18 protein-coding genes and 1 pseudogene are annotated in these 14,630 nt (G+C 69.7%); 9 read left to right on the plus strand and 10 right to left on the minus strand.

The annotated features are described in order from the left end of the window. Positions 1-74: IS3 family transposase (locus tag DEJ31_RS17800; RefSeq protein WP_375537617.1), on the plus strand; the 74-nt coding region annotated here is incomplete at its 5' end. Positions 75-176: 102 nt separating this feature from the next. On the opposite strand, the gene DEJ31_RS17655 is transcribed toward DEJ31_RS17800, so the two are convergent. Together DEJ31_RS17655 and DEJ31_RS17740 are read right to left on the minus strand one after the other, a co-directional pair. Beyond that, complete coding sequence (locus DEJ31_RS17655) at positions 177-578, minus strand: cupin domain-containing protein (RefSeq protein ID WP_111044455.1); 402 nt, start codon at positions 576-578, stop codon at positions 177-179. 123 nt (positions 579-701) lie between these two features. Then, a pseudogene (locus DEJ31_RS17740) lies at positions 702-1,082 on the minus strand (carboxymuconolactone decarboxylase family protein); the annotation flags it as partial. Between the two features lie 128 nt (positions 1,083-1,210). Here DEJ31_RS17740 and DEJ31_RS15585 point away from each other — a divergent pair. Next, positions 1,211-1,435 carry a hypothetical protein gene (locus tag DEJ31_RS15585; protein ID WP_110903902.1) on the plus strand — a complete coding sequence of 75 codons (225 nt, stop codon included), beginning with the start codon at positions 1,211-1,213 and terminating at the stop codon, positions 1,433-1,435. Positions 1,436-1,701: 266 nt separating this feature from the next. Here the strand turns inward: DEJ31_RS15585 and DEJ31_RS15590 are convergent, their stop codons facing one another. From DEJ31_RS15590 to DEJ31_RS15600, 3 genes are all read right to left on the minus strand, one after another. Then, positions 1,702-2,040 carry a DUF6616 family protein gene (locus DEJ31_RS15590; RefSeq protein WP_110903903.1) on the minus strand — a complete coding sequence of 113 codons (339 nt, stop codon included), beginning with the start codon at positions 2,038-2,040 and terminating at the stop codon, positions 1,702-1,704. Positions 2,041-2,268: 228 nt separating this feature from the next. Continuing rightward, the gene (locus tag DEJ31_RS15595) at positions 2,269-2,589 is read right to left on the minus strand and encodes a PadR family transcriptional regulator (protein WP_110903904.1); all 321 of its coding nucleotides are present in this window, start codon (positions 2,587-2,589) and stop codon (positions 2,269-2,271) included. Continuing rightward, positions 2,589-3,182 carry a hypothetical protein gene (locus tag DEJ31_RS15600; RefSeq protein WP_146243182.1) on the minus strand — a complete coding sequence of 198 codons (594 nt, stop codon included), beginning with the start codon at positions 3,180-3,182 and terminating at the stop codon, positions 2,589-2,591. Before DEJ31_RS15600 ends, DEJ31_RS15595 begins: the two co-directional genes overlap by 1 nt. A 497-nt stretch (positions 3,183-3,679) precedes the next feature. Between DEJ31_RS15600 and DEJ31_RS15605 the strand changes: the two genes are divergently transcribed. Then, positions 3,680-4,924, plus strand: a complete 1,245-nt coding sequence (locus DEJ31_RS15605) for an MFS transporter (protein WP_110903906.1) — start codon at positions 3,680-3,682, stop codon at positions 4,922-4,924. A gap of 75 nt (positions 4,925-4,999) precedes the next feature. On the opposite strand, the gene DEJ31_RS15610 is transcribed toward DEJ31_RS15605, so the two are convergent. Continuing rightward, positions 5,000-6,172, minus strand: coding sequence for a glycosyltransferase (locus DEJ31_RS15610; protein ID WP_220034525.1), 1,173 nt, complete (start codon positions 6,170-6,172; stop codon positions 5,000-5,002). A 192-nt stretch (positions 6,173-6,364) separates the two neighbouring features. Here DEJ31_RS15610 and DEJ31_RS15615 point away from each other — a divergent pair, with 192 nt between their 5' ends. From DEJ31_RS15615 to DEJ31_RS15635, 5 genes are all read left to right on the plus strand, one after another. Further along, positions 6,365-6,922, plus strand: a complete 558-nt coding sequence (locus DEJ31_RS15615; RefSeq protein ID WP_220034881.1) for an RNA polymerase sigma factor — start codon at positions 6,365-6,367, stop codon at positions 6,920-6,922. Then, entirely contained in the window at positions 6,915-7,784 is an 870-nt protein-coding gene (locus tag DEJ31_RS15620; protein ID WP_146236739.1) for a hypothetical protein, read from the plus strand. The genes DEJ31_RS15615 and DEJ31_RS15620 overlap by 8 nt, the downstream gene beginning before the upstream one ends. 327 nt (positions 7,785-8,111) lie before the next feature. Continuing rightward, the gene (locus DEJ31_RS15625) at positions 8,112-8,918 is read left to right on the plus strand and encodes a TetR/AcrR family transcriptional regulator (protein ID WP_111122318.1); all 807 of its coding nucleotides are present in this window, start codon (positions 8,112-8,114) and stop codon (positions 8,916-8,918) included. 22 nt (positions 8,919-8,940) lie between these two features. Then, positions 8,941-10,269 carry an FAD-binding oxidoreductase gene (locus DEJ31_RS15630; protein ID WP_181433549.1) on the plus strand — a complete coding sequence of 443 codons (1,329 nt, stop codon included), beginning with the start codon at positions 8,941-8,943 and terminating at the stop codon, positions 10,267-10,269. A gap of 24 nt (positions 10,270-10,293) precedes the next feature. Next, on the plus strand, positions 10,294-10,788 hold the full coding sequence (locus DEJ31_RS15635; RefSeq protein WP_110903912.1) for a nuclear transport factor 2 family protein: 495 nt from the start codon (positions 10,294-10,296) through the stop codon (positions 10,786-10,788). Positions 10,789-10,874: 86 nt separating this feature from the next. On the opposite strand, the gene DEJ31_RS15640 is transcribed toward DEJ31_RS15635, so the two are convergent. The 4 genes from DEJ31_RS15640 to DEJ31_RS15655 are packed head-to-tail and all read right to left on the minus strand — an operon-like array spanning position 10,875 to position 14,215. Beyond that, positions 10,875-11,468: a TetR/AcrR family transcriptional regulator gene (locus tag DEJ31_RS15640; RefSeq protein ID WP_181421582.1), complete on the minus strand. Its 594-nt coding sequence runs from the start codon at positions 11,466-11,468 to the stop codon at positions 10,875-10,877. A 2-nt stretch (positions 11,469-11,470) separates the two neighbouring features. Further along, positions 11,471-12,097, minus strand: coding sequence for a TetR/AcrR family transcriptional regulator (locus DEJ31_RS17460; RefSeq protein ID WP_220033196.1), 627 nt, complete (start codon positions 12,095-12,097; stop codon positions 11,471-11,473). 10 nt (positions 12,098-12,107) lie between these two features. After that, positions 12,108-12,809 carry a TetR/AcrR family transcriptional regulator gene (locus tag DEJ31_RS17465; RefSeq protein WP_220034526.1) on the minus strand — a complete coding sequence of 234 codons (702 nt, stop codon included), beginning with the start codon at positions 12,807-12,809 and terminating at the stop codon, positions 12,108-12,110. Between the two features lie 59 nt (positions 12,810-12,868). Beyond that, entirely contained in the window at positions 12,869-14,215 is a 1,347-nt protein-coding gene (locus tag DEJ31_RS15655) for a nucleotide disphospho-sugar-binding domain-containing protein (protein WP_258366339.1), read from the minus strand. A 278-nt stretch (positions 14,216-14,493) separates the two neighbouring features. Between DEJ31_RS15655 and DEJ31_RS17665 the strand changes: the two genes are divergently transcribed. Continuing rightward, entirely contained in the window at positions 14,494-14,616 is a 123-nt protein-coding gene (locus DEJ31_RS17665) for a hypothetical protein (RefSeq protein WP_258366340.1), read from the plus strand. Positions 14,617-14,630: the final 14 nt, after the last annotated feature.

Below are 14,630 nucleotides of genomic sequence, written 5' to 3' on the forward strand. Positions count from 1 at the left end.
ACACCACCCGCATCCAGGAACGCCTCGAGGGCATGAGCCCGGTCCAATACCGAGCCCATGCCCTCGCGGCATAACCTGAATTCACAGTCCAACAAACAGGGACCAGTTCACTGGCACCGCGCCTCCCGTCTGTCCGTCCGTCGGTCCGTCCGTTCGGCGACCTTCCCGCGTCGCGATCAGCGACCGGCGAGCTCGTCGTCGGTGACGTGTTCCTTCCACGTCGTCGCGACGCTCGGGTCCTCACCGAGTTCGAGGAACGCGATGTGCTCCATGAAGCCGTCCTCGGGGGCCGAGTGGAAGTGCTCCTCGCCCGGGGCCGTGTACAGGGTCTGCCCGGCGTGGACCTCGATGATCTCGCCGTCGCGCGTCCCGAACCGAGCGATGCCGGCGGTGACGTGCAGGTACTGACCCTTCTCGTGGGAGTGCCACGCGGTGCGGGCGCCGGGCGCGAACCGGACGAGCGCCGCGGTGGCGTGCTGGCCCGCCTCGTGCGGGGCGACGATCATGTCCACCCAGACGTCGCCCGCGAACTGCTCCGGCGGGTTCTTCTGGGTCGGGGTGTGGGGTTCGATGTTCATGCCTGTTCCTTTCCGTTGTCGGCGGGAGCGCCGTCGTTGACGGCGGCGAGGCCGTTGCGGGTGCGGGTAGCCGACGTACGGCACGAGGACGGTGAGCACGTCGAGCAGGTCCTGCCGGGTGTTGCCGACGTTGCGGTTCATCGCGACGTGTCCGGCGACCTGGGCATCGGCACCGCCGAGGCCGACGAGGACCGCGAACGTCAGGAGCTCGCGGCGCTGCACGTCCAGTCCGGTGCGGGTGTAGTAGTCACCGAAGCAGTTGCCGGACAGGAACTCCTGGACGTGGACGGCATCGGCGGGAGCGATCTCGCTCTGCGTCGCCCGTCCGACGGCGAGCTGCATCGTCAACCGGTCCGCGCGGGACAGCGAGGTGTGGCGGAGTACCTCGTCGAAGGCGAAGTCCTGGGAGAGCTCGATGAACTCGGGGCCCGTCGTGGCGAGGTCGGACGGGCTGCCGGAGAGGACCGTCACCACCTCCTGCCGTGCCGCGTCACGGATGGGCATGGTGCTGTTCCCTTCCTCGCCGGCCGCCACCTGCGCGACCGTGTCCGACGGTAGGCCGAGGCGCTGCGCGGAGAGATGCTCCACCAGAGCACCCCTCCGCGACCACGAAGCTCGTACGGTCGTCCACCATGACCAGCAACCGCAACCAGACCCTGCTCCGTCCGCGCTCCCTGCGACGCGTCGCGGGCATCCCGGTCGTGCTCGCCGTCGCGGTACTGCTCGCTGGATGCACCTCAGCCTCCCAAGCGGGCAGGTCCGGCTCCGCCCCCGGGGACACCTCGACCGGCAGCCGTTCGGCAACGGCCGAGGCCACCGACAACTCCGCGGGTGGCGGTCCAGCAGGGCGCCGGTGATGACGACTCTGGGCGTGGTTCCACCGCCCGTCGGGTTCAACAGGATCTGGCTCGAGGCGGAGCCCATCGAGCACGTCCACGCAGCATGACCGACCCCTGCGGGAGAGCACGACATCGAGCTGGTCGTCGCGTTCACCCGAACGTTCGACGCTCGGATCGGGAGAGAACGAAGGCCCTCAGGCTGGACCTGAGGGCCTTCGACGATGCTGCAGGTGCGCGGGACGACTGGGTGAGCGTCGTGCAGCAGCGTTGCGACCGCGGCCGGACTACGGGCGCAAGACCATGTGCTGCGCGAGAACGTCGGCAATGGGGACGCACTCGCCGACGGTGTTCACCTGGTCGAAGTAGTCGTACCAGCCCGAGGCGTTCACGACGTCGAAGAACGCGCTGACCGAGGCCTCATCCGACATCTCCCAGACGGCGAACCAGTTGTGCGCTGTCGCTGACGGCGCTGCCCGTGTGGCACTCGCGCCAAGACAGCGCACTCCGATCTCTTCGAGTTCCGTCAACGTCGCGCCGACGGTCGTGAAGAGCGCCCCGCGCTCCTCGATCGATGCATCAAGGAACGCCTGCTTCGGCGTCCACTGCTCGATGACTGTGTACATGCCGTTCTCCGATCATTGAGTTCGAGCCGCGACGGTACGGACTGAACGGTTGTGATCTTGACGACGGATCATGAAACCGTCATCGGTGGTCCCACGTACCTGCCCCACGACGAGCTCCTTCCCCGATGGGCGGGCAGGGCCGCGACCGGCACGTGCTCGGCGAGCGGGAGCGCGCGGTGGAGGCGGGCGAGAGGTACGCGGCGACCTCGACGATGACCTCCGCCATGGTCACGAGATCACGGGCTGCCCGCTCGGGCGGCGCTCAGGCACCTGCCGTCGACGGAACACGGCCCGAGCCTCGCTTGCGGCAGCGCGCCCATCAGGCGTGAATTCGTAGAGCCGCCGGCGCGGTCCGGACCGTTCGGTGTCGTCCTCCCAGGTGGACGTGATCCATCCACGACTCTCCAGGCGTTCCAGGATCGGGTAGACGGTACCGGCCGGCCGCTCGGTCGACTTGATCACGAGCAGCCCCCAGACCGGACCGTCGTGGTCGAGGAGTGCGGAGAGCACGTCGATCGTCGACGCGGTGACGCGGGTGAGTGGCTCCATCACGCGGTCACCCGCCGTGCGTCGGAGCGACCCTCGAGGAACGGCAGCGCCAGGGCGACGACGACGGTCACCACCAACGGGACGGTGAAGGCGAGCATCCGCTCCGTCTCCCAGACGGCCGACCGGGCCAGCGTCGGCACATCGAGCGCGGCTTGCGCTCCGCGCACTGCCACGTCGAGCGCGATCAGCACCACGGCGGGGGCCGCAACGAGCCACCAGATGCGCGTTCTGGCCCGGTTCGCCACGAACCATGCCGCGAGCAGCCCGGCGAACCCGACACCCGCGCAGACGACCCACACGCTGCCGCCCAATGCCGCGCCGACCAGCAGCGAGCCGGAACCGGCGACGGCGAGCACGGCGGCGGCCCAGCGACGACGCCCCACCGCCACCCGCGACAGGGCGACGAGCACCAGGCTGACCGGGACGATGACCCCGAGTGCGAGCTGCAGGACCCCGCCGACGCGCTGCTGCTGCGTGCTGGTCCAGACGAAGAACACGGTCCGCTGCAGCACGGACGAGGTGACGACGGACAACACCGCAGCGGTGATGAGCAGTTGCGCAGCGCGGCCGTGCGGCGTGTGGAGCGCGGTCATGGATCCTCCTGGATGGGGGCGTGCGGAGCGGTGGAAGGCAGCGGTCAGGACCATCCCCAGCACGAGGCCACGAGGCGGGACGCCGACCTCGGTCGCACCGAAGACATCGGCGTGCCACTGCTCGCGGCGGTCCTCGCGGACCTCGGCGGGCGACAAGTCGGCCGCACGGTCCACCCACCAGTGGGCTGTCCGGGCGGTTCGTCGTGGTTCGTGGTGCAAGGGCGGTCCTCTCTCACGGGGCGCGGTGCTCGCGCCCGACGTTGTCTCTATCTATATCGCATAAGCCGGTCATGACGCTGCGTCGTGACCGGATCGTGTCCTCGACCGGCACGGTGAGCCCGAGGACCGAGGGCGTTGATCTCAGTGGCTTCACGGGCGCGCCCCCTGGTCCGCAGATGGAGGATGCGGGCGACCGGGATCGGCTGCACCCGATCGATCGGACGCGGTCCACTTGAACGCGTCTGCTCAGAGCAGCCCACCAGTGGAGAAGGAACACGATGGACATCAGGAATGGGGCTTCCCAGCCCGCCGCACCCCGAGGACGCGGGTTCGGTCACGGCGCCGGCTTCTGGATCGCGGCGGCGACGTTCTTCGTCGTGATGGCCTACAGCACCGCCCCGACACCGCTCTGGGGGCTGCTCCAGCAGCGTGACGGCTTCTCGACCTTCGCGATCACGATCGCGTTCGCCGCGTACGCCGTCGGTGTCGTCATCAGTCTCTTCCTCGTCGGGCACCTCGGCGACACCGTCGGTCGGCGTCCGCTGGTGGGGGCTGGAGTCGTGGTCGAGCTGGTGTCAGCAGTGGTGTTCCTGGTGTGGCCAGCACTCTCCGGGCTGATAGTGGCGCGGGTCCTCTCCGGCCTCGGGGTCGGCATGCTCACCGCGACGATCACCGCACACATCATGGAGCTCCACCGACGACACCGTCCGGGCTCCACCCCGGCCAGGGGACAGATCGTCTCGGGTGCCGCGAATCTGGGCGGGTTCGGTGCCGGTGCCTTGGTCTCCGGTGTGCTGGCGCAGTGGGCGCCGGCTCCGACGGTCACTCCGTTCGCGGTGTTCCTGGTGTTGATGGTGCTCGCACTCGTGGGGATCACTCTGGTGCCCGAGACTGCGTCGTCGCAGGAGGTGCGCGCTCCGTACCGGCCGCAGCGGATCCGGGTCCCGGCGGATGCGCGCGGAGTCTTCCTCCTCGCGGGCGGGATCACGTTCGCCGCGTTCGCGGTCCTCGGACTCTTCACTTCCCTCGTCCCGGTCGTCGTCGCCGGACAGCTGCACATCACCTCCCCCGCGGCTTCGGGATCGGTCGTGTTCGTCACGTTCACAGCGGGAGCGGTCGCGCAGATCCTGTTGCGCGCGATCCCGCCCCGCCGGAAGATCGGCATCGGTGCAGGACTGCTGGCCGTAGGGATCGCCCTGGTCACGGTGGTCGTCGTCACGTCCGGCGGCCTCGCGTCGTTCTTCGTCGGCGGGATCGTCAGCGGCGCTGGCGCCGGCCTGCTGTTCACGGCCGCACTCGCTACCGCCGGCGGACTCGCCGCGCCCGAGCACCGCGGCGAGGTCCTCGCCGGGATCTTCCTCGTCGGGTACATCGGCCTCACCGTTCCAGTGGTCGGCATCGGCGTCGCGACCCTGATGGTCAGCCTCACCACCGCGCTCACGGGCTTCGCGGTGGTGATCATCGCTGCCGCACTCTTGACCGCCGTGCCGCTCGTCGTGGCGACGGGGCGCCGCGCTGCCTGACGGACTGCGGGCAACAGCGAGAGGGGGCGCGGCCTGCTGGTCGTTCCCCCTCTCGCTGCTGGAGCCACCCATCCATCAGCCGGCTCGTACCGCTCCCCCAGCGAGGTCCGTCGACAGTGCCTCGAGGCGTGCAAGCGCATCGGTCACGGGGGGCAGGTCCCCGATGCGTGCGGCGGTCCACCGGGCCGACAGCGCCATCCGGTCGTCCTGGAGAAGTCGGCGCAGCACCGGGCCGATGGCCACAGGGTCGCGCTCGACGAGCGCCGATCCGGCCGCGACTGCGCGCGCGGCGTTCACCTCGTGGTCCGCGCCCTGCGGCACCACGACCATCGGGACACCGAGCGTCAAGGCCCCCAGTACCGTCCCGGCACCGCCGACGGTGACGACGGCGTCGACAGCGTCGAGCAGCTCTGTGAGTGCTCGGAACGGGACGTTGAGGACGGTCACCGCCGACCCCGGTTCGATCACCGCACCGACGCCGTTCACCGCAGTGACGACCAGGTCGGCGGCGAGGTCGGTCGCCCGGATGGAAGCGATCACCCGGTCGAGGAGGTGCTGGTCGGTGAACACGGTGCCCATGGTCACCAGGACCCGCCGCCGCCCGTCGGCGGCCTCCGGCAGGTCGACGACCTCGTCAGCGGCTGACGGGTGACGACGGTGGGGTTCCGGACGCATCGAGATCCGCTGCCCAGGCCGTTGCGTCGCCGCGTCCTCCAGGAAAGACGGGTAGGCGTCGATCCAGGCGGTCACCGCAGGGAGCACCACACCACGGTCACGTGATGCCCGATCCACTGCCGCAGCCATCGCGATGCGCACCGCCTCCGACCGTTCAGGTCCGTACGTGTGCCGGAAGAACGGCACACTCAACGCCTCCGCGACGTACGGGCCGACGTGGTCGGAGCTCTCACTGACCACCACGTCCGGCTGCCACGCACGCGCAACGCGGACCGCATCGTCCGCGTCGTTGCCCACCCGGCGGACTGCGAAGTACTCCGCGATCACGTCCGGCCGTGGTTCGGTCGCAGGGCTCACCCCGGTCTGTCGACGCATGACCTGCATCGCCTCGAGCGTCGGGAGTCCCGCAGAGAGCACATCGATGTCCGGGCTCGCTTCCGCGGCGATGAACGAGCTGGCTGCGGCGGCCGTGATGACGGCGACGTGATGACCCGCGGCGAGGGCAGCGCGCATGAGCGGGATCATCGGGATGATGTGACCGGGAAGCGGGTTCGCGGCGAAGGCGATGCGCATGGTGAGCTCCGATGGGAGTCGAGGTGCAGGGACTTGGACGGACCGTCAGAGGCTGACGGTCCTGAGAGGTGCACGCATCAGTGCGACCACGGAGTGCTGATCTCTGCTGCGGAACCGGAATCCGATCAGCTCCGGGTGTTGCATCCGGGTGTCCGCCGGACACAAACAGGTGAACGACCGAAAGGACCACCAGTGGCCCACGACTTCACCTCGATCTACCGAGAGCACTACCCGTCCGTCCTCCGCTTCGTCGCGCGCAGGGCGCCGACGGCTGATGTCGACGACATCGTCGCCGAGACCTTCACCACCGCCTGGCACAAGCAGGAGGAGATGGCGGTCGCTCCCCTGCCGTGGTTGTACCGGACTGCCAGGAACACCATGCTCAACGCCGTCCGGGCCCAGGGGCGGCGAAGCGCGCTGCACGTCCGCATCGCCGGCGACTCCGCCTCCGACGCCTCCCGCGACCCTGCAGCCCTCGTCGGCGAACGTCGGCGCCTGGCCGATGCGTGGCACCAGCTCGACGCCCTCGACCGTGAGGTGCTCGCGCTCCAAGCGTGGGAGGGGATGACTGCCGCCGAATCGGCGGCGGTCCTCGGCATCTCCCGTGCCGCTTGCTCCATGCGCTCCTCACGGGCCCGACGGCGGCTTGGCACGTTCCTCTCCGCCTTCGATGCGGACGCATCGGATGACCACAGCCTGGTGGCTCCTCCCGGCATCCCCAGCACGACGAACGGAAGCTCCCATGTTTGACGTCCACGAACTCCTCCAGCGCCACGACGCAGAACCCGCCCGCCCGCTGACTCCTCAGGAGGCCGACCGCGCCGATGCGTTGCTTCGCGCGATCAGTGCCACACCGCCGGACTGGGCCACCACTCGTCCGGCGCCCTCGAAGCGTCGGACGCATCGTGCCCGTCCGTGGATGCTCGCCGGGGCGCTGACCGTGGCTGCCGCAGTCGGCGGTGTGAGTCTCATCGGGACCGGGCCGCTCGCGCACCTGGTGCACGTCATCGGCGGTTCTGCGAACTCGGCGACGTTGACCACTGCACAGGTCAGTTCATGGACCCCGATCGCGTCGACACCCCCGGCGACCACGGATGTCCATGACCTCGCCGTCCAGTGCTTGCGCGGGTACGCCGAGCATGAGTTGACACCCCGTGAAGCTGCCGTCGTCACCGTGACGAACGTCGAACAGCGGGGCGAAGTGACGAGTCTGATCTCCTCTGGCGGTGCCGGTGCACCGCGCGTGTGGTGCCTTGCTGGCCCGAACGGCATCGCGACGTCGGAACGCATCGACGACGCTGCCTCGCCCCTCAAGACGCTCCGTCCGCAATCGCTGAACCTGCAGACGTTCGGTGGTCAGGGGGACGATGACAACGCGACGATGAGCGGGTACGGACAGGCAGGATCCGACGTCACCTCGCTCACCATCGAGATGCCGGGCCACCCGGCGGTGACCACGTCCGTGGACGACGGCCTGTGGTCCATGTGGTGGCCTTCGCCTGGCCTCCGGACCCTGCCGGACCTCGGCGCGATCACGTTGACCTGGACGACGAAGGACGGGACGCAACACACCGGGACCGCCCAGGACCTCACGTGGGACCGGGTCCGCTGACGCGCCACTCCGCCCGCAAGGGTCTCGACGACGGAAGAGGGACCGCCGGCCGGCTACGCGGCCGGCGATCCCGACCCGGGCCGCGCGGCTCTCACAGCGCACGACCCGGGGCGGGGACGATCCCGACGACGTCCACCAGCACGACTTCGACGGGAGGAGGCAACCCGACCACGAACATCCGCACGATCACCGGGATCCGCGGGTCGGACACGGTCGATCTGCTGATGACCGGTGTTCCCACGGAGGCACGGAGACCGCCGCTCGGTGACCGTTGCGCGATGCACCTCACGGATGAGGACACGAGCAGACTGAACGAGGAGCACGAGCATGTTGCACGATCCGGTCGTCTCCGTCCGTGGAATCCGCGCCCGGAACGCGCTCCGACTCCGCATGGACATCGCGGAGTCCGGCCTGGAGCTGTTCGAGCGACACGGCTACGACAGGACCACGCTCGAGGACATCGCACGCCACTCCGGGGTCAGCGTGTCGACAGTCCACCGGTACTACTCCGCGAAGGACAGGATCCTCGTCGGACACCCGCGGCTCTACATCGGTGGCCTGTCAGCACTGTTCGGTGCGAGTGCGCCAGGCACTTCCCTCGACACCGCTCTCGAGGACGCCGTGCTCGCCTTCCTCAGGCGGGCCGATTCCGACCGGCTGTTCCTCCGGCGGATCCGTACCCTCATCGACCAGGTGCCGTCCGCGCAGGCACGCGTGCACGACTTCTTCTCGCGTGAGAACGAGATGCTCGCACGTGCCGTCCGCGACCGCGCGATCAGCCGGGAAACCGGGAACGCGCCGCTCCCGTACTCGGCGGCGATCGCAGCCGGCAGCGCGATGATGATCGTGACCACCGCTCTGGATGTCGCGAGGACGCAGCCGCACCGGGCGGCCAGGGACATCGGGCTCGAACTCATCGACACGTTCCACGCTGCTCCGCTCGGGGAACACCACGCCGTCCTCAGCGGAACCACCGACGCGCGGCCTGCGCCGCACGGCAGAGACTGCCGACACCGCGGGCCAGTCCGCCCGTCGGCGTCCGTCGTCACCGCGGCGGGACCCGCTTTCCAGGAGGCACGCAATGACCCCGACATCACCACCCCCGGTTCTCCCGGAGACGCCCTTCTCATCTGAAGACATCCTGCGGCTCACCGCGATGCTCGACGGAACGGCCCTCACCCCGGACGACGAGGAGTACCTCGCCGCGTGCACCGGGTACAACCTGGCGAGCCACCGACGACCCGATCTCGTCGTCCTCACCGAGAGCGCGGCTGACGTCGTGCTCGCTGTCACGTTCGCGAACGACCACGGTCTCCCGATCGCCGTCGTCGCGACCGGCCACCACGGAGTAGCACCGCTCGAGCACGGCCTGCTCGTCAACACGAGTCGGATGAACGACGTCGAGGTCGACGGACCCGGTCGACGGGCGATCGTCGGCGCCGGCGCCCGGTGGAACGACGTCGTCCCGAAGACTGCGCAGCACCATCTGACGCCGATCCACGGGTCCTCCGGTCACGTCGGCGTCGTCGGCTTCACGCTCGGTGGCGGCCTCAGCCCGATCCTCGGCCGGAAGTACGGGTGGGGTGCACATCACGTCATCGCGCTCGACGTGGTCACGGCCGACGGCACGCTCCTCCACGCGGACACCTCCGAGAACAGCGAGCTGTTCTGGGCCATCCGCGGCGGCCGGAGCTCGATCGGGATCGTCACGGGGATGGAGATCGAACTGTTCCCCGTCAGTCGGTTCGTCGGTGGCGGCCTCTTCTTCGACGGCGCCCATGCTGAAGCGGTGCTCGCCGCGTTCGCGCGGGTGACCGCTGACGCGCCCGACGAGTTGACGCTGTCCGTCGCGTTCCTGCGTCTCCCGCCCGTTCCTGGCATCCCGGAGATGCTCGCCGGACGTTTCGTCCTGCACGTGCGTGTCGCACTCATCAAGTCGGCGGAGGACATCGACCTGCTGCTGGCGCCGCTCCGCAACGCGGCACCGCTCCTGCTGGACACCGTGCAGGAGACGCCGTCCGAGGGGTTCGAGCGCGTCCACAACGACCCGGTCGACCCCGCTCCGTTCTCGGAGGACACGTCGATGCTCACCGGATTGACCTCGGACGTGCAACAGGCGCTCCTCGAGCAGGTCGGACCGGAATCGGGTACCGGCCTGCACATCGTCGAGCTCCGCCACATCGGTGGCGCCCTCGCCCGAACACCGCAGACGGGGCGCACGATCTCCACCGCTGATGCTGCGTACGTGCTCTGGGCGGTGTCGATCGGCATGCCCGACGACGCGACGGGGATCGCCGAAACCCACCACGTCGTCGAAGCGATGGCCGGGTGGAGCACCGGCACGCGCTACCTCAACTTCGCTCCGGAGGACGGCCGACCCGAAGCCGCGTTCTCGACGGACGACTGGGCGCGTCTCCGACGCGTCAAGACGGCCGTCGACTCGCGCGACGTCTTCCGCACCGAACGACCGCGTCCGCGGCCCTGACCCCTGACAGCAAGGAACACCACCATGACCATCGAATCGATCACGACCGCGGTCTCTGCCGAGACCGAACGCACCCTCGCTCCGATCCCGCTCGCCTGGGCCCGCGCACTCGACACGGCCGCTGCCGAGGTGCTCCAGGGTCTGCTGACCGAGGACGTCGTCGTCGACCTCACCCCCGCGACCACGAAGATCGGCCTCGAGTTCCCCGTCCTCACCGGTCGGGACACCGTCATCGCGAACATGATCGGCGCCGTCGGCCCGCTCGACACCATGCACATGGTCTCGAACGTCACCTACCGTGCCCAGGGCGACGGCTACCGCATCGAGGCCTACGCACTCGCGCAGCACTTCCTCCCGGGCGCCGGACCGGAAGCTTCCGCGACCCGGCGCGCGCTCATGGGCAACACGTGGACGTTCACCGTCCGCAACACTCCGGACGGCCCCCGCGTCGCGCGCTTCGTCATGGACTGCCTCTGGATGGAGGGCGATCCCATGGTCCTGCTCGCCGCGGTGAGCTGAGGCTGCTGCAGCCGCGCACTGAGACGTTCGCTGAGAGGTCCTTCGAACGCCGGCCCCTCACCTCGATCGGGTGGGGGGCCGCGTCCTCACCGCGGGATGACCCGACCGAGCACGACCGGGTCGGCGAGCAACGCCAGGATGCGATCGCCCGCGGCGACTGCGCCGCCCTCGCCTCCACCACTGGGCTGCAATGCCGCGACGACGATGGTGAACGCGAACTCCGCGGCGAGGTGGCTCTCCTCGTCGGGATGATCGGGTGCGAGTCGCTCACGTACCGCCTCCGCGAGGAGCGCGGACTCCCGGTGGGCCGAGTCCCACATCCTGGCACGTGCGACCGGGACCTGATCGATGATCGCGCGGATCCGGCTCACGACGTCGCGCGATTCGTCAGCGCCGATCAGCAACGCCCGAACGGATGCGCCGAGCGACTCTGCCACGGATTCGGATGTTGGCCTCGACCGGAACGTCCGAGCGAGCGTCCCGATCTCCATCATCGGATGGTCGACCAGGAGGCTGTCCTTGGTCGGGAAGTACCGGTGCAGTGTCGATACGCTCACGCCCGCCCGCCGAGCCAACTCGTCGAGCGTCGTCGCCTCGTACCCATGCGCCTCGAACAGCTCGAGCGCGGCGTCCGCGATCCACGACCGCGTGTGCTCCGCGTTGCGCTCACGGACCCCCACAGTTACAAGGTCGCCTTCGGTGCGATGAGGGCGGTGGTCAGCTGCGCTCCGAGCCAGGACCGCACGCGGTCCGCCGACCAGCCGCGGTCGCGCAGGACCTTCCAGCGGCCGAACCCGAGGTAGAACCAGAGGACGTCGGCGGCGTCCTCGGCGCTGACATCGGCACGCAGGCACCCCAGGGCTTCGAGTCGTCGGCCCGCCTCGCGCACGCGCGCCTCGTACAGCTGCTCGAGCCGACGGATCGACTCCAGGATCACCGGATCGGCCGCGACGTTGCTGTACACCTCGCCCAGCAGCCAGGCGTGCTCGATGAAGAGCGACTCGACCAGACGCTCGAGCCCCGCGACGACCTCCTCCGCCGTCGCCGCCTCGGTGCCGTCCCCCTCGGCCGCACTGCGGAAGGCATCGGCGGCGGCCGACTCGACGAGGGCGATGAGCAGTTGCGGCTTGCCGCCGACGCTCGTGTAGACCGTGTTGACCGCGACGTCGGCACGCGCAGCGATGCCTGCGATCGTCGCGCGGACGTAGCCGTGTTCCTGGTAGGCGGCGAGCGCCGCGTCGAGGACGATGCGACGCGTCTCGGCTGCGGACGATGCCCGACGCTGGGACCGGTACGGACGTGTCTCCACCCGCCGAACCCTACTGCACCGGTCCGGCAGAGGAGGTTCGGTGGGAGCGGCGGTGTGCTGAGGAGTCGCTCGCCGGCGAGCCCTCTGACGCGGGCACGGGTGCGAGGACAGTCGCGGCGATCTGCTCGTCGAGCCACGAGCGGGCACGGTCGGCGTCCCACCCTCGCTCGCAGAGGGTCTTCCACTGGCGGAAGCCGAAGGAGAACCAGAGGACGTCGGTGGCCTCGTCGACCCCCAGCCCGGGACGCAACCGACCGAGCACCTCGAGCTGCCGCGCGACCTGCGCCATGTGGCCGGAGTGGATCGCCTCGACCTCCTGGAGGGCACCGGCGATCGCGGGATCCGCCGGCGCATGTCCCCAGAGCTGGTCGAGGAGCCAGGTGTGCTCGCTGTACAGCGAACCGACCACCCGGCTGATCCGGCCGAGCACCTCCTCCGCCGTTGATCCGACGGCGGTCGGCACGTCCTCGTCGACGCGCGCGAACGCCTCGGCAGCGGCTGACCGGACGAGCGCGACGAGCAGTTGCGGCTTGCCACCGACGCTCGTGTAGACGGTGTTCACCGCCACGTCGGCGCGGGCCGCGATGCCCGCGATCGTGGCGCGGGCGTAGCCGTGTTCGCGGTACGCGGCGAGCGCTGCGTCGAGGATGATGCGACGCGTCTCGGCAGCCGATGACGCGCGACGGCGGGAGCGGTACGGACGTGTCTCCACCGGTCGGAGTTTACTGCACCGGCTCCGGGGCCCGGGGTCGACGTCGAGGCGATGGTGGGTCAGGCGAGGCCCGAGTCCCAGCCCTCACCCGGCCCGATCGGGCGGCGCATGGCTGTCGGTTCCTGCTGACCGGTCCCGCGGGAGGACCCGGCGGTGGTGAGTTCTGCCAGGGTGTCCCAGATGACGTCGACCGGGTCCGGGAGGGCGTTCATCCGGTCGCGCAGGAACTCGCTGCCACGACGTGTGCGGTCGTCGGCCAGCACCCGTCGAACAGCTCCGCGGACCTGTTCCGGTGTGGGTGTCCCGGTGCGGAGGTCGATCCCGCACCCGGCCCATTGGACGCGTGCCGCGATCTCCGGCTTGTCCTCGGTGGCACCAGCCACCACCAGCGGGAGACCGGCCGCGATGGCCCGTTGGACGCCGCCGAATCCCCCGTTCGTCACGAACACGGCGCACCTCGGCAGGAGTTCGTCGTACGGTACGTACTCCTCGACCCGGGCGTTGGCTGGGAGACGGCCCCCCATGGCACGGACGACGTCGTCGACCGGGCGGCCACCGGTCGCGGCGACGACGAGGACGTCCTCGTCTGCGAGAGCACGGAGCGTCGGGACGATGACCCGCCCGAGGTCACGGTTGTCCATGGTGCCCTGCGACACGTGCACGACCGGGCGGCCGGAGTCGAGGTCCGCCCACCAGCCCGGCACCCCGGTGCTCACGCGGTGCCGATGGCGCATCGGACCGACGAAGCGGACCGTGTCCGGCAGGTCCCGGCGCGGGTACTCGAGCTCCGCGATGCTGAGCTGGAACAGCCGGTCGTAGGAGACGTAGGGGTAGTCGTAGAACGAGACCGTGGTGGGCGGCTCGCCGACCTCGGCCAACGCCTCGTCCACAGCGATCCCGATCGGTCTCAGCGGGCCGCGGAGCAGGAAGCTGGTCAGTGCTCGGTTCCGGAGACGGCCGACGGCGGTCTTCGCGGGCGCGAGCACCAGGCCGAACGGTCCGGTGTCGACACTGGTCATCACGACCGGGATGGGGGACACCCCGATGACCGGCAACCGCTCGGCAGCCGGACGCGACGAGTACGGAGCGAGCCCCGTGAAGGTGGCATCGCCGATGATCCCGTCGAACCGGTGCGAAGCGAGCAGCGCCCGGACGGCACGCCATTGGCCGGGGAGCACCCGAGCGAACATGCCGATCACCTCGTGGCGCATCGCGGCGAGGCCCTTGATCGCTTGCCGACCGGGGAGCCACTCCTCCAGGTCGCTGTCGTCGTAGTCGGCCTCGGCTGGGAGGGGCTCGAAGGTGAGACCAGAGCGGAGCACGGCGTCCTCGTACCGGCGCCCGGTCAGCACGGTGACGTCGGCTCCTCGGCTCAGGAGCCCCCGTCCGAGTTCGATCACGGGCATGACGTGACCGTGCATGGGCGGTGCGCACAAGAGGAACGAAGGCATGGTCGCGATGTTCGCGGGTATCCGGCGCCACCGCCTCAGTAGATCCTCGCAATCACCATGCGTACGAGTACTGATGCGGTGACACATGCGCGGATGGTCCTGTTGACACCGTGGAACCAGACATCGAACCAACGGCAGGTGGAGCCGCTCCGGCTCCGAGAAGGCCTGCGTGCGGCGCCTGGATCGTTGCGCCTGCGCTCGTCGTCCTGATCGGCTCGTCGATCGCGTTCGGCGTGCAGCCGCTGCAGATCGCGAACGAGGCCTCCACGCCGGTCGTCGCCGTGTACGAGCACCTCCTGTGCGGGATGCTGCACGCCGTCAACGACATCGCTGACACCGGTTCCTCCTGCCACTGACAGCGGCAGGCAGG

The organism is Curtobacterium sp. MCPF17_031 (assembly GCF_003234035.1).
Taxonomy (GTDB): Bacteria; Actinomycetota; Actinomycetes; order Actinomycetales; family Microbacteriaceae; genus Curtobacterium.

Bases quoted from the DNA above. Each gene is read 5' to 3' on its own strand.
- DEJ31_RS17655 (WP_111044455.1), bottom strand. From the start codon at position 578: ATGAACATCGAACCCCACACCCCGACCCAGAAGAACCCGCCGGAGCAG.
- DEJ31_RS15585 (WP_110903902.1), top strand. From the start codon at position 1,211: ATGACCAGCAACCGCAACCAGACCCTGCTCCGTCCGCGCTCCCTGCGA.
- DEJ31_RS15590 (WP_110903903.1), bottom strand. From the start codon at position 2,040: ATGTACACAGTCATCGAGCAGTGGACGCCGAAGCAGGCGTTCCTTGAT.
- DEJ31_RS15595 (WP_110903904.1), bottom strand. From the start codon at position 2,589: ATGGAGCCACTCACCCGCGTCACCGCGTCGACGATCGACGTGCTCTCC.
- DEJ31_RS15600 (WP_146243182.1), bottom strand. From the start codon at position 3,182: ATGACCGCGCTCCACACGCCGCACGGCCGCGCTGCGCAACTGCTCATC.
- DEJ31_RS15605 (WP_110903906.1), top strand. From the start codon at position 3,680: ATGGACATCAGGAATGGGGCTTCCCAGCCCGCCGCACCCCGAGGACGC.
- DEJ31_RS15610 (WP_220034525.1), bottom strand. From the start codon at position 6,172: ATGCGCATCGCCTTCGCCGCGAACCCGCTTCCCGGTCACATCATCCCG.
- DEJ31_RS15620 (WP_146236739.1), top strand. From the start codon at position 6,915: ATGTTTGACGTCCACGAACTCCTCCAGCGCCACGACGCAGAACCCGCC.
- DEJ31_RS15625 (WP_111122318.1), top strand. From the start codon at position 8,112: ATGTTGCACGATCCGGTCGTCTCCGTCCGTGGAATCCGCGCCCGGAAC.
- DEJ31_RS15630 (WP_181433549.1), top strand. From the start codon at position 8,941: ATGCTCGACGGAACGGCCCTCACCCCGGACGACGAGGAGTACCTCGCC.
- DEJ31_RS15635 (WP_110903912.1), top strand. From the start codon at position 10,294: ATGACCATCGAATCGATCACGACCGCGGTCTCTGCCGAGACCGAACGC.
- DEJ31_RS15655 (WP_258366339.1), bottom strand. From the start codon at position 14,215: ATGCCCGTGATCGAACTCGGACGGGGGCTCCTGAGCCGAGGAGCCGAC.